The sequence below is a fragment of the Jannaschia sp. 2305UL9-9 genome, from assembly GCF_041403465.1.
Classification (GTDB): Bacteria; Pseudomonadota; Alphaproteobacteria; order Rhodobacterales; family Rhodobacteraceae; genus Jannaschia.
In genome coordinates this window covers 370,507-383,732 of record NZ_JBGEHM010000001.1, presented here as the reverse complement: position 1 = coordinate 383,732, position 13,226 = coordinate 370,507, and the positions used below count along the sequence as shown (strand labels likewise).

Annotated in this window: 12 protein-coding genes; 3 read left to right on the top strand and 9 right to left on the bottom strand. The window is 65.6% G+C overall.

What is annotated here, in order from left to right; genetic code table 11:
- Nucleotides 1-4: 4 nt before the first annotated feature.
- Both V6N07_RS01850 and V6N07_RS01845 read right to left on the bottom strand, forming a co-directional pair.
- Nucleotides 5-1,357, bottom strand: a complete 1,353-nt coding sequence (locus V6N07_RS01850) for a cytochrome P450 (protein ID WP_371153588.1) — start codon at nucleotides 1,355-1,357, stop codon at nucleotides 5-7.
- Complete coding sequence (locus V6N07_RS01845; RefSeq protein WP_371155364.1) at nucleotides 1,354-2,550, bottom strand: hypothetical protein; 1,197 nt, start codon at nucleotides 2,548-2,550, stop codon at nucleotides 1,354-1,356. The genes V6N07_RS01850 and V6N07_RS01845 overlap by 4 nt, the downstream gene beginning before the upstream one ends.
- Before the next feature lie 79 nt (nucleotides 2,551-2,629).
- Between V6N07_RS01845 and V6N07_RS01840 the strand changes: the two genes are divergently transcribed.
- The gene (locus tag V6N07_RS01840; protein WP_371153586.1) at nucleotides 2,630-2,851 is read left to right on the top strand and encodes a sulfurtransferase TusA family protein; all 222 of its coding nucleotides are present in this window, start codon (nucleotides 2,630-2,632) and stop codon (nucleotides 2,849-2,851) included.
- Between the two features lie 47 nt (nucleotides 2,852-2,898).
- Here V6N07_RS01840 and V6N07_RS01835 read toward each other — a convergent pair whose 3' ends face one another.
- Nucleotides 2,899-6,333, bottom strand: coding sequence for an indolepyruvate ferredoxin oxidoreductase family protein (locus V6N07_RS01835; RefSeq protein WP_371153585.1), 3,435 nt, complete (start codon nucleotides 6,331-6,333; stop codon nucleotides 2,899-2,901).
- A gap of 94 nt (nucleotides 6,334-6,427) precedes the next feature.
- Here V6N07_RS01835 and V6N07_RS01830 point away from each other — a divergent pair, with 94 nt between their 5' ends.
- Entirely contained in the window at nucleotides 6,428-7,333 is a 906-nt protein-coding gene (locus tag V6N07_RS01830) for a LysR family transcriptional regulator (protein ID WP_371153584.1), read from the top strand.
- Between the two features lie 154 nt (nucleotides 7,334-7,487).
- Here the strand turns inward: V6N07_RS01830 and V6N07_RS01825 are convergent, their stop codons facing one another.
- Nucleotides 7,488-7,904: a hypothetical protein gene (locus V6N07_RS01825; RefSeq protein WP_371153583.1), complete on the bottom strand. Its 417-nt coding sequence runs from the start codon at nucleotides 7,902-7,904 to the stop codon at nucleotides 7,488-7,490.
- 62 nt (nucleotides 7,905-7,966) lie between these two features.
- Nucleotides 7,967-8,392, bottom strand: coding sequence for a SufE family protein (locus tag V6N07_RS01820; protein WP_371155362.1), 426 nt, complete (start codon nucleotides 8,390-8,392; stop codon nucleotides 7,967-7,969).
- Between the two features lie 145 nt (nucleotides 8,393-8,537).
- On the opposite strand from V6N07_RS01820, the gene V6N07_RS01815 reads away from it, so the two are divergent.
- Nucleotides 8,538-8,963: a hypothetical protein gene (locus V6N07_RS01815; protein ID WP_371153581.1), complete on the top strand. Its 426-nt coding sequence runs from the start codon at nucleotides 8,538-8,540 to the stop codon at nucleotides 8,961-8,963.
- Nucleotides 8,964-8,979: 16 nt separating this feature from the next.
- Here V6N07_RS01815 and V6N07_RS01810 read toward each other — a convergent pair whose 3' ends face one another.
- The 4 genes from V6N07_RS01810 to V6N07_RS01795 form a co-directional block, all read right to left on the bottom strand.
- Nucleotides 8,980-10,110, bottom strand: coding sequence for a cobalamin-independent methionine synthase II family protein (locus V6N07_RS01810; RefSeq protein WP_371153579.1), 1,131 nt, complete (start codon nucleotides 10,108-10,110; stop codon nucleotides 8,980-8,982).
- Between the two features lie 103 nt (nucleotides 10,111-10,213).
- Nucleotides 10,214-11,173, bottom strand: a complete 960-nt coding sequence (locus tag V6N07_RS01805) for a cupin domain-containing protein (RefSeq protein WP_371153578.1) — start codon at nucleotides 11,171-11,173, stop codon at nucleotides 10,214-10,216.
- A 64-nt stretch (nucleotides 11,174-11,237) separates the two neighbouring features.
- Entirely contained in the window at nucleotides 11,238-12,206 is a 969-nt protein-coding gene (locus V6N07_RS01800) for an ester cyclase (protein WP_371153577.1), read from the bottom strand.
- On the bottom strand, nucleotides 12,203-13,222 hold the full coding sequence (locus V6N07_RS01795) for a LacI family DNA-binding transcriptional regulator (protein ID WP_371153576.1): 1,020 nt from the start codon (nucleotides 13,220-13,222) through the stop codon (nucleotides 12,203-12,205). Before V6N07_RS01795 ends, V6N07_RS01800 begins: the two co-directional genes overlap by 4 nt.
- Nucleotides 13,223-13,226: the final 4 nt, after the last annotated feature.

The following is a 13,226-nucleotide window of genomic DNA, read 5'->3' as shown; positions in this document are numbered from 1 at the left end:
CCCCCTATCGATCCCCGCGCGGGGTCAGCCTGAGGTGGATGCCGTCGCGCGCGCGCACGGTCAGATGGGCAACGGGCACGGGCGCCGGGCCAACGGCGTCCAGACGATAGGCCTGCACCACGCGGGACAGCAGCAGGACGCCCTCCGCCATCGCAAAGCCCGCGCCGGTGCAGACGCGCGGCCCCGCGCTGAATGGAATGTAGGCCTTGCGCGCGCTTTCTGTCGTGCTGTCGCGGCCCCACCTGTCGGGGTCGAAGCCGTCGGGGTCGTCCCATAGCCGTTCATGCCGGTGCAGATGCCACGGGCTGAGCACGATCTGCGCGCCTTTCTTCGCATTGCGCCCCCTGAACACCTCGTCCCGGGTCGTTTCGCGCACCATCATCGGCACGGGCGGGTAAAGGCGCAGGGTTTCGCGAAAGACATCGCGTGTCAGCGGCATGCGGCTCAGGTCACCGATGGCAAAATCCGCCCAGTTCGCCGGCGCCTCGGCGGCCACGCGTTCCTGCACCTCGGGATGCGTTGCCAACAGGTACAGCGCCCAAGCCAGTGTGGAAGCCGATGTCTCGTGCCCCGCCAGAAAGAAGATCGCGACCTGATCGACCATCTCGCTGCGCGAAAACAGGTGGCCGGTGTCGGGATCGGGATAGGTCATGATCTTGGTGGCCAGATCGTCGGGGGCATCCCCCGCGGCGATCTGTTCGGCACGTCGATCGACCAGGGCCGTGATCGCGCCCCGAATGGCCCGTGCCGCATCCAGCGTGCGCCGCCTGTGCGGGCGCGGCAGCCACCGGGGCAGCGGCAACAGGGCCGAGACGTTCAGCAGGGGCTGCGTCCGCTGATAGGCGCGGAATTGATGAAAGACGCGGGCGGCCAGATCATCCTCGATCGGGACGGAGAACAACGTGCGAAAGATGACGTCGGCCGCGGCGTAGCTGGCCAGCTCCTCCACCTCCTGCACGCCCGGGGCGATGCGTGACATCATGGCGCCTGCCGCGTCCTTCATCGCGGGAAACGCCTCTCTCAGGCGCCCCTTGCCGAAGGCAGGGTCGATGATCCGCCGTTGGCGCTTCCACTCCTCGCCGTTGGTGACGAAAACCGACCGCCCGAGCAGCGGGGCAAGCCCCTCGCGGACGCGGTCCGACTTGGGGAAATCGTCCGGCCGATCCTTGAGGACCAGCTCGATCAACGCGGGATCATTCATCATGAAACTGCGAAAGAACGGTGTCCGGAACTCTGCCATCCACGCCCGGTAGAGGCGCGCGGGCTGGGCGGACAGGATATCCTGTCGAAACCGCCGCCCGTATTCCAGCAGGCTGACGCGGTCCGGGCGCGGCTCCGGCTTGGGTGGGTGGGTCATGCGGCCATGTCGGTGAAGGTGTTGATCGGCCGCGTCAGGCGCGAAGGGCTGGGCGCGCGCCCCGCGAACCGCTGTCGCAGGGTCACGGGCCCCGCCGTGATGCGGAAATAGTCGTAGTCGCCGGGGTTATCGAATGCGCAGAGATACTGAAAATGCAGGCGGAAATAGCGGCGTTTCAATTCCTGCTGCTGACGGTCCGACAGCGTCTGGGTGAAGGCGGCCGAAATCACGAGGGGCCAGCGCTGTTCCTTCGGGGATACGCCCGTCACCGCCACCGGATCGCACAACGCAAAGGCGCAGCCATCGCCTGGCGCGGTGACATCCACCCATGCGACGAAATCCTGTGCCGCCATCACATTAAGATCGGCCCGCAACCGATTGGCTTCAGGTAGGAAACTGACCATCGGAACGACGTGACCAAGGCTCAGGAACGCAACCTTGCCCGCAGGCAGGCGCCCCGCCCTGATCAGGTCGGCCAGCACCGATATCGCAAGATGCGCGCCCGACGAATGGCCGACCACCAGAACCTCGTCCACGTCCGAAAGCGCCGCCTCGGCGATGCGGTCCGCGAATGTGGCCATGCGGGCCTCCAGTTCGGGCGGGTTGGCGCCACGCCACCGCGCCGAGAACGCGTAGTCGTGCATCAGGTAATAGGCAAAGATCCTGGGATCCTTGGCCTTGAACCAACGCAGAACGACCGTGATCAGGCACAGTGCGACGGCAACACCGAGCAGCGCGCCAACCCAGCCGCCAACGGCCCAGTCGACGATCAGGGCCGCCCCCCATCCGACAAGGCAGGCGACGACCAGCTGCACCAGCAGCACGACAATCGGATAGAGCGCCGCAATTACCGGTCCCTGCCGCAACCGCATCAGGCGGAACAGAGCCCCCGTTCCGATGTAGGCCCAAGCGGTGCGTATCAGTTGCAGATACGTCGCCGGAATGGACCGGGACATGGAGTTTGCCACGATGTCGGACCAGACGAGGACTTCGACCTCTGCCTCCACCTCGGCGCCGTCCATCTGGGCCGTAACCTGCCACGAATAGGCGGTGTCCCCCTTTGCCTGTGTCAGGGCATAGCCGGAAACGGCCGCCTGTGCCGCGCCTTCCTTGCGATACAGCTCCCGATACCGGCGCGGATGGAACGGGTCATAGCCCGGAATATACAGGACGCGGCGGCGACGGACGGTCATGTCTGGTTCCAAATCCTTCACGGTCTTGCCCTTCTGCGTGCCATGATGGCAGATGCGCAGGGCAAAAATAAGGTGCCGCATGTCCGACGATATCGATCTGGAAGTAGACGCCTTGGGGTTGCTGTGCCCCCTGCCCGTCCTGCGTCTGCGCAAGCGGATGATGGATCTGCCGAGCGGTGCGCGCGTGCGCCTGTTGGCGGATGATCCCGCCGCGCATGTGGATGTGCCGCATTTCTGCGCGGAGGCCGGTCACACCTTCGAAGGCGCGACCGACACCGCATTCACGGTTCGCAAGGCCTGAACCCTGTCACCGGTCGGCGTATCGGCGGGCTGGCCGCCGATACGATCCTACTCTGCCGCCTGCGACATCGGCGTGCCACCGGCGCGGATGACGGCCAGCAGTTCCTCCCGCCGCTTTGCCGCCTGCCGTGCGTTCGCCTCCTTTACCGGGCCGAATCCCCGGATCGTCAGGGGCAGTTCGGCCAAAGCCAGAACCGCGTCGCGGGTCGTGTCCGTGACCAAGGGCAAAACCTCGGCCATGTCGCGTTCGTATTCCGCGATCAGGGCGCGCTCCATCCGCCGCTCATCGGTCCGACCGAAGGGGTCGAAGGGCGTGCCGCGCAGAACCTTGCCCTTGGCCAGCAGCGGATAGGCCCGCTCGATCCATGAACCGAAAGCGCGTTTGGCGGGGCGGCCATCCGATCCCGTCTTGGTCAGCATCGGGGGCGCCAGATGATAGGTCAGCTTCAGGTCACCGTCGAACGCCTGCAGCGCCTTGTCACGGGTGCTGCGCAGCAGGCGCGCGACCTCGTATTCATCCTTGTAGGCCAACAGCTTGTGATAGCCCTTGGCGACCGCCTCACGAACCCCCTCGTCCGCGATCCCGTCCAGCATACGGGTATAGCGGCGGGCATAGCGGCCCGACTGATAGGCGCGCAGATGGCTTGCGCGCGCCTCGATCCGGGCCTCGGTCGTCTGCGGCAGGGCCACCAGCTTGTCGGCCAGCATATCCGCCGCCTCCGCCGGGTGAACGACGGCCCAACGGCCAAGGTCGAAGGCGCGCTGGTTCCCCTCGATCGCCGCACCGTTCAGCTCCACCGCCCGCAGGATCGCGTCGCGCGACAGGGGGACGAGGCCGCGCTGCCACGCAGCACCAAGGATCATCATGTTGGAGAAGATCGTGTCCCCCAACAGTTTCTCGGCCAGCGCCGAGGCATCGAACATCGACAGCCGGTCGCGCAGCCGCGCCTCCAGCGTCAGGCGCAGGCGGTCGGCGGGCAGTTTGAAGTCCGCGTTGCGGGTGAAATCGCCGGTCACGATCTCATGCGCGTTGACGACGGCGCCGGTGCGGCCCGTCGCGGTCAGGGCCAGCGTCTTGGCCCCCGCGCTGACGACAAGGTCGCCGCCGATCAGGGCATCCGCCTCACCCAGGGCGACTCGGATCGCGCTGATGTCGGACGGCTTTTCGGCCAGTCGCACGTGCAGGGCGACCGCGCCGCCCTTCTGCGCAAGGCCGGCCATTTCCATCATGCCCGCACCCTTGCCATCAAGATGGGCCGCCATCGCCATGACCGCGCCGATGGTGACGACCCCGGTGCCGCCCACGCCCGTGATGACCGTGTTCCACGTGCCGTCGATAGTCGGCAGCACAGGATCCGGCAGGTCGGGCAGGTCCAGCGCCACCGTCTCCGGCTTTTTCAGTGTCGCGCCCTCGACGGACACGAAGGACGGGCAGAACCCTTTGACGCAGCTGTAATCCTTGTTGCAGCTGGACTGGTCGATCGCCCGCTTGGTTCCGAACTCCGTCTCGACCGGCACGAGCGAGACGCAGTTGGATTGCACCCCGCAGTCGCCACAGCCTTCGCAGACGTCCGTGTTGATGAAGATGCGCTTGTCCGGGTCGGGGAACTGCCCCCGCTTGCGGCGGCGGCGCTTTTCGGCGGCGCAGGTCTGGATGTAGAGGATCGCGCTGACCCCCTCCACTTCGGCCATGCGCGCCTGCACTGCGGGCATCTCCTCGCGTTCGTACCAGTCGAGGCCGGAGGGGAACTTGGCGCGGTCCACCTCCTCCTTCTCGTCGTAGACGACGGCGAGGGTCTTGACCCCCATGGCCAGAAGCTCCCGCGCGATCTGCTCAGGCGCCAGATCGCCCTCGTTGTGCTGACCTCCGGTCATGGCGACGGCGTCGTTGTACAGGATCTTGTAGGTGATCGTCGTGCCCGCGGCCAAGGCCGCCCGGATCGCAAGGATGCCGGAGTGGTTGTAGGTCCCCTCGCCAAGGTTCTGAAACACGTGCTTGCGCTTGGAAAACAGCGATTCCCCGACCCAATTCACGCCCTCGGCCCCCATGTGGGTGTAGCCTTCGGTCGAACGGTCCATCCACAGCGCCATGACGTGGCATCCGATGCCCGCCCCCGCGCGCGACCCGTCGGGCACCTTGGTCGAGGTGTTGTGCGGACAGCCGGAGCAGAACCACGGCGTGCGCACCGCGATGTCGGAGGCATTGTCGGCGCGCCGTGCCTCGGCGATGCGGGCCAGGCCCACCTCGATTCGATCGGTGCCGCGCCCTTCCTCCTTCAGGATGCCGCCCAGCTTGGCGGCAATGTCGGTCGGGTCCAGCGCATAGGCCTGCGGGAACAGGCGTTCGCCATTGCCCTTGGTATAGCCATAGACGCGGCGACCCCGGCGGTCGTCGAAGATGGCCTCCTTGACCTGCACCTCGATCAGTTTGCGCTTTTCCTCGACGCAGACGATCAGGTCCAGGCCCTCGGCCCAGTCGTGCAGGCCCTTGGCGTCCAGCGGCCAGGTCTGTCCGACCTTGTAGGTGGTGATGCCCAGACGTTGGCATTCCGCCTCGTCCAGCCCCAGCAGGCCCATCGCATGCACGAGGTCGAGCCAGTTCTTGCCCGCCGCCACGAAGCCGATCTTCGCCCCCGGCTTGCCGTGCATCCGCTTGTCCATCCTGTTGGCGTGGCTGAATGCCTCGGCGGCCCAGCGTTTATAGCCGAGCAGGCGTTCCTCCTGCGGGATCCAGTGGTCGTTGAGGCGGATGTTCAGCCCATCTTCGGGCAGCTTGAAATCGGGTGTGACGAAGGACATCCGGTCGGGCCGCCCATCGACGACGGAGGTCACCTCCACCGTGTCCTTCATCGTCTTGAGGCCGACCCAGACCCCGGCGTACCGCGACAGGGCCCAGCCGTAGACGCCGAAATCAAGGATCTCCTGCACGCCGGCGGGGGACAGGACGGGCATGTGCACATCGACCAGCGCCCAGTCGGATTGGTGGCAGGTGGTCGATGATTCGCCCGTGTGGTCGTCGCCCATCGCCATCAGGACGCCGCCATGGGGCGACGTGCCCGCCATATTGGCGTGGCGCATCATGTCACCGGACCGATCCACCCCCGGTCCCTTGCCGTACCAGAGGCCGAAAACGCCGTCGTAGCGCCCTTCGCCACGCAATTCCGCCTGTTGGGTGCCCCACATGGCGGTACCGGCAAGGTCCTCGTTCAGGCCGGGACGGAAGGTAATGTCGTTTGGCGCCAATACCTTGGCCGCGCGGGTCATCTGCATGTCGACCGCCCCGAGGGGCGAGCCGCGATACCCCGTGACGAAACCGGCGGTATTCCGCCCAGCCCGCCTGTCACGCTCCTTCTGGATCAGCATCAGACGCACGAGCGCCTGAGTGCCGTTCAAAAGAACCTGTTCCTTTTCAAGGTCGTACCTGTCCGAAAGTGAAACGTCCTGGCGCATGGTGAAATCCTCCCGAGAAGGAATATAGGTCATAATTTATGACCTAAGAAGGGTTTTCTATCCCATTACATGTTATCTTCACTTATGTGGTGTGCGAAGGGAGGAGCCCCTTGCTGGAAGAATTGTGATGGATTGGGACAAACTGCGCATTTTTCACGCCGTCGCCGACGCGGGGTCCCTGACCCATGCGGGCGATATCCTGCACCTGTCTCAATCGGCGGTGTCGCGGCAGATTCGCGCGTTGGAGGAGTCGCTGGACACGACGCTGTTCCACCGGCACGCGCGCGGGTTGATCCTGACCGAACAGGGTGAATTGCTGTTCGACGCGACGCAGTCGATGACCAAGCGTCTCGACGCCGCCTCCGCCCGTATCCGCGACACCGAGGAGGAGGTCTTCGGCAACCTGCGGGTGACGACGACAATCGGGTTCGGCTCGATCTGGCTGGCCCCGCGCCTGCCCAAGCTCTACGCCAAATACCCGGACCTCAACATCGACCTGATGTTGGAGGAGCGCGTTCTCGACCTGCCCATGCGCGAGGCCGATGTTGCCGTCCGCATGAAGGAGCCGTCGCAGGCCGACCTCGTGCGCAAGCGGCTGATGGACATCCGGATGCAGTTGTTCGCGACCCCTGCATATCTGGCGGAAAACGGAACCCCCAAAACGCTGCACGACATGTCGACCCACCGCCTGATCTGTCAGCAGGCGGGCGCGACACAGGTCAGTGCGGGCGCCACGCTGGTGCGTGAACTGATGACCTATGAGATCGGGCGCACATTGACCGTGAACAACTATTTCGGCGTCATGCAATCCGTCCTCAGCGACCTTGGCATCGGCCTTTTGCCCGACTACCTGCAGCAGGATTTCCCCAACCTTATTAGGGTCTTGCCGTCAATCGAATCTACCGAGGTGCCTGTCTTCCTTGCCTTCCCGGAGGAGCTGCGCGGCTCTCGCAGGATCGAAGCGTTCCGCGACTTCGTGCTGGAAGAGGTAGTCGCCTATCGCAAGTCGCGCCAAGGGGCCGCTGCCTCCTGAGCCATGCACAAATCGCATAGCGGAGTTGCACCGATCGGTTTAGATTGTGCCTTGTCGGGTGGCACTGTGCGTATTAATTTGGCCTTCGAAGGACGCATTTGCGCCCTTCACCTCCCTGTTGGACTTGGCCGAGCTGAATGCTCGGCCTTTTTTTTCAGAAGCACCCGGAAAAATCACCGATCGATGGCGTCAGGACGAACACGTTCTGCACCTGTCGGGGCGTGCCACAGACGAAGACACCGATACGAAACGGGCGGCCCGACTGCATCAACGCCTCCATCTCGCCGTGATAGGCGCCGAAAACCTGAACGGCGGCCGGAATCATCGCACGCAGGCCGCGGTCCGAAAAGACCGGGTCCCATTCGTCCCCCGCATGTCGGATCCCGAACCTGTGATAATTCGCCCGGTCCTGCTGCACGACGGCGGCCGGGCTGCCCAGCCGCGCGCCACGCGAATTGCGCAGATCCTCGGGCCCGATGGTCGTGATGTAATAGGCCAGCTGATCATAGGCGCGCGCCTGCGTCGCGCCGAATGCCAGAAACAGCAGGGTCAGGATCTGTGCGATACGCATCCAAGAGTCCTTTCGGCTTGTGCACCGATGCTAGCCGCGCACGACCCGTCAGGCAAGATTCGTCAGGCGGCGGCTTTGGCGGCAACCTCGCGGATGCGCTGCACCATGGCGCGCAGGCCATTGGACCGCTGCGACGAAAGGTGTTCGTTCAGGCCAAGGCGCCCCATCTCGGCCACCGCATCGATACGCCCGACCTCTGCCACCGATACCCCGCCATAAAGCTGGTGCAGCACTGCGATCAGGCCACGCACGATCATCGCGTCCGATTCACCGTCGAAGTCGAACGTCGCCTCCGGGCCCTCGCCTTCGATCCGCGGGTGCAGCCACACCTGGCTGGCACAGCCATCGACCTTGGTTGCGGGCACCTTCAGCGCGTCATCCAGCGGCGGGAACGCCTTTCCCATGTCGATGACATGCCGATACCGGTCTTCCCAGTCGTCCAGAAATTCAAACGTCTCCACCAGATCTTCGAACCGGTCCTGTGCCATGATGCCCCCATGAATGCTGTTGCCCCTCAGGTAGGCGGCGGCTGGGGCGACGTCCACCCGCTTCCCAAGCGCGGCACGATGGGCTAGCCCCATGACCATCAAACGCGCGGCGGGGGACAGGATGAATCCGGGACGGAAATTTGTGATGATCGCTGGCCTCGTGGCCCTGACGGGATGCGGATTGGGTCAGTCGCGCCTGAACCCGGTCAATTGGTTCGGGTCCAGCACGTCGGAAGCCGTGGCCGAGGCCCGCGCCGAGACGAGTCAGCCCGTCATCGATCAGGTCCTGTCGCTCGAAGTGGCCGCCACGCCCAGCGGGGCGATCATATCGACCGTGGGCCTGCCCCCGACCCAGGGCTTCTGGGAGGCGGAGCTGGTGCGGATGCCCACCGACGACCCGAGCGTCGCGCTGTTCGATTTCCGCATTCTGCCCCCCATCAACCCGCGCCCTGCGGGCACGCAGCCCTCGCGCGAGGTGTTGGCCGGCACGATCCTGTCGACGCAGGATCTGGCCGGTATCCGCACGATCGCCGTCCAAGGCGCGCGCAACCGTCGCAGCGTGCGCCGCTGACGCCCTTGGCCGCGCGCTACAGCCGCGCGTTGGCCAGCGCCGTTCCATCCGCAAGGGCGCGCAGCTTGGCATAGGCGATGTCCGGGTCGACCGCGCCAAATCCCGCGAAGGTGCCAAAGCCGCAATCGCTGCTGGCGATGACGCGGTCGGCGCCGACGATATCGGCGAAGCGGCCAAGACGCTCGGCCACCACCTCGGGGTGTTCGACGAAGTTCGACGTGCTGTCGATGACGCCGGGGACGAGGATCTTGTCGTTCGGGATCTCCGCCTTGCGGTCGCGGAACACCTGCCATTCATGGGCGTGGCGGGGGTTCGACGTCTCGAACAACAGCTGGGCGGCATTCACGCCGAGAAACGTCGAGAAAACCGTGTCCATGTCGATGTCGCAGACATGCGGCCCCTCGTAGTTGCCCCAGCAGATGTGCACGCGCACCCGCGACGGGTCGATGCCGGTCAGGGCCGCGTTCAGGGCCTCGACATGGGTCGCCGCGATCCTCAGGAATTCCGCGTCCGACAGGTCCGCGAACAGCATGTGCCGCGACAGGGCAAGGTCCGGGCAATCCAGTTGCAGGTACAGGCCCGCATCGACGATGGTGCGATATTCCTCGCGCATCGCGTCGGACAGGGCGGCCAGGTATTCGTCCCGCGTCGGATAGAAATCGTTCTGCAGGAACAGGGAGATGACGCCGGGGCTGGCCGCGTTCATGAACCCTTCGGCGGCACCATGCGCGGCCATCGCGGATTTGAGGTTGGCGATGTCGGTCTGCAACTCCGCCTGCCCCTTGGACCGCACCTCGCCCGTGCACATGGGGCGCGCGTACTTGGGTGTGCCGCCGTCCTCGGCCAGACGCTTCAGGAACGTCGGAAAGCGTTTCAGGTCGGCGGGGGCATTGCGCGGGCTGTCGCCGGAAAAGCCGGTGTAGCGGTCCTTGACGTAGGTGGCATAGCTGATCTTGCTGGTCTCACCGTCCGAGACGACATCGATCCCGGCCTCGACCTGGCGACGCACCGTCTCGGACGCGGCCGCGGTCATCTGCGCGTCGAAGGCCGCCTGGTCATAGGCTTTGCCCTGCTCGCGGGCGAAGATGAAATCCACCGTTTCCTGAGTGCGCGGCAAGCTGCCGACATGGGTGACTTTGATGGTCATCTGTTCCTCCTCACGGGTGCAGGTTGGGGCGCCACGGGGTGATCCCCGTAGGCATGTTTCGAACGCGGCGATGCCTGTCCGGCGCAGGCAGGATGACCTGCGATCAGGACCAGAGCATCGACGGCCCGGCCGGATCGTCCGTGCCGACGATATGATAGAGCGCGGCCTCCCCCTCCATCGCGGGCACGGCGGCATGGGACAGACCCGCGGGGATGGAGGCCGTGTCGCCGGGGGCCAGCGTATCCTCGCCACCGGGCCAGGTCACCCGCCAGTGCCCCCGCACCGGCATCAGGACGGAGGGACGGTCGTGGCTGTGCGGGGTATCGGTGGCAGAGGCGCGGGTGATCAGATCGACTTCGAACCCCGGCTTGTCGCGAATGATCCCTTCGGCGCCGATCACCTTGCAGGGTTTCGGGTTTGCCAGTGCCATCAGATCGTTGAACCGCCGCACGCCCCAACCAACGACCTGCATCGGCGACAGTTCGGGGTAGTCGGCCAGTTCCGCCTCGGTCAGGGTCGGCATCGGTGCGACGCCGTCCGGCAGGGCCTGCCCGGCCTTGGTGTCATAGAGCTTGCCCGTCTCGGCCAGAACCAGCCCGTGATCACGCGCGTCCTCGATCACCTGCGGGGCCCAGATGACGCCGCCGCCCGCGTCGTCGCCGCCGAGGATCGCCATGATCATCGCGTAATCGGTTCCGATATTCTCGAATCCCCGAAAGATGCCGGTGGGGATGTTGATGATGTCCCCCTGCTCCAGCACAACCTCGCCCGCATCGCCGTTGCGGCCCCAGAAAAAGCGCCAGCGCCCCGACAGCACGAAGAACACCTCGGCCGTGCGATGCGAATGCAGCGAGTTGCGGCACTTGGGCGGCTGCCCCGCCGCGCCGATGTTGAACCCATGGGGCGTCGTGATGTGGACGTGCTGATCCGCGCTTTCGCTGACCCCGCCGCCGATGATGGTGAAGTTCTCCTTCTGGTTCGAACCGGGGGTATGGGCGTCGATGAAGGCGGTCTTGCAGGGTTTCAACGCGCCGTAGCGCACGATCGTGGGGGCGGAGGTCATGGTATCTTGGGCTTTCGAGAATGTGTGGAACGGCGGGCGCAAGGGCGAGACGACGGGGCGCGCGTCACGGCGCGCCGAGGTGGATCTGCTTCCAGATGGCGGTCTCGTCATAGACGGTCCATTCGCGGCGCAGGCCCCAGGGGCCGAGCTCCGCGTGGGTGATGCCCATGACGTATACCATCGCGCCGCTCGGCACGCCGAAACCGCCCCATCCGCTGTGCTTGCCCCACAGGGACCACCGCACGGCGGCGCGGGGCGGCATCATCGGATCCTCGCGCCCGATGACGTGGTCGATCCTGAACTCCGCGTCCGGAAAGGCCGCGCGCAGTTTCATCCAGAACCCGTCTGCGGATCCGGGGCCATGGGCCGTGACGCCGCCGGGATATTCCAGTTGCGCCGCGCGGTCGTAGACTTCGGGGATCGCGCGCAGATCCGCGCCCATGATGCGGGTCAGAAGCTCGGCAAGCTTTCCGCCCCACGCATTGTCGTTGCCCCGTCCCTGATAGGGGCCGGCACGGTCGCTCTCGGGGGTCAGGGGGCGCACGGCGGCGGTGCGTCCGCCTTCCCGCTCGATCAGGTCGGCGGCATAGGCTTCGGGGGTCCAGCCAAGCTGTCGCACGATGGCGCCCTGATCGCGGATCAGCCATTCGTCATCGATGGCAATGCCGCGCACGTGGCAATCGGCCATGATGCGATAGGTCAACCGCTTGTTCGTCGCCGCCCCATAGACGCCATCCCCGGCATGGGTCGCGGTCGACAACAGGCGATGGGACGACAGGCACCCCGTTTCGGACCCTTCGCCCGACCAGATGACATCCTCGCCCAGCAGGGTGCGGTCGGGAAATTCGGCCAGCGTCGCCATCGTGGCCCCGATGACCGACTGGTTGCCGATCACGACCGAGGCCGGGGACCGGACGACGATATCCGGGGCATAATATTCGTGCAGGGTCGCGATGCCGCGATCCTCCCAGATCTCCTTGGTGATCCCGATGATGTAGTCGGGCAGGTCTTTCCATCGGTTGGAGAAGGTCATTCGCTGTGTCCTTGGGGCAAACGTGCCGAGGACCGCACCACAAGCGGTCCGTCGATTTCGATTTTCTGCGCCTGGCGACCCGGCGTGCCGATCTGGGCCAGCACCTCTCGCACGGTGGCGTCGACCATGCGGCGCGCGGGCTGTCGCAGGGTGGTCAGGTCGTAGGACGGCCAGGCCGCCATCGCGATGTCGTCATAGCCGACGATGCTGACGTCGTCCGGCACCGACAGGCCCATCTCGTGGCGCAGAACGTCCATGACCGACAGGGCCATGTAATCATTGCCGACAAAGATGGCATCGGGCGGATCGGACCGCCGCATCATGTCGCGCGCCGCCCCTGCCGATGTATCGCGGTCGTACCGACCATCGGCCTGCGCATACACGCCGTGGCCCGCTTCGGCCAATGCGTCGGCGAACCCTTGGGCCCTGTCCCGCCCGGTGGAGGACCCCTGCCAGCCGGAGATATGGGCAATCCGCTCATGCCCCCCGGCCAGCAGGAATTCTGCCACGCGGCGCCCGCCCGCGCGATTGTCGGACGTGACCGCGGACAGGCCATCGCCCGTGATCCCGCGGTTGAACAGCACGACGGGAAGGCCCGCAGCCGCACATTTCTCGACGAGGGCGCCCGACAGGTCGACGGAGGCCGCGATCAGCGCATCGACCTGATAATCCATCAGATCATCGACGACCCGGTCCAGATCCACGTCGGAGTTCCCCACCGTCCAGATCAACAGGTGATACCCCTCGGCCTGCAACGCGTGGGACAATCGTTCGACCGCATCGGCAAAGAACGGGTTGTGCATGTAGGCCACGACCAGTCCGATGATGCGGGATTGCCCGGTGATCAGGCTGCGCGCGAGGACGTTGGGCCGATACCCGAGGTCATCCGCCGCCTTGCGGACGCGGCTTTCCATTGCCGGGCTGACCGAGGCGCCCTTGGTGAAGACGCGGCTGACGGCAGACTGACTGACACCGGCGACGCGTGCCACGTCGAGGGATGTGACCTTGCGCGCCATTCAA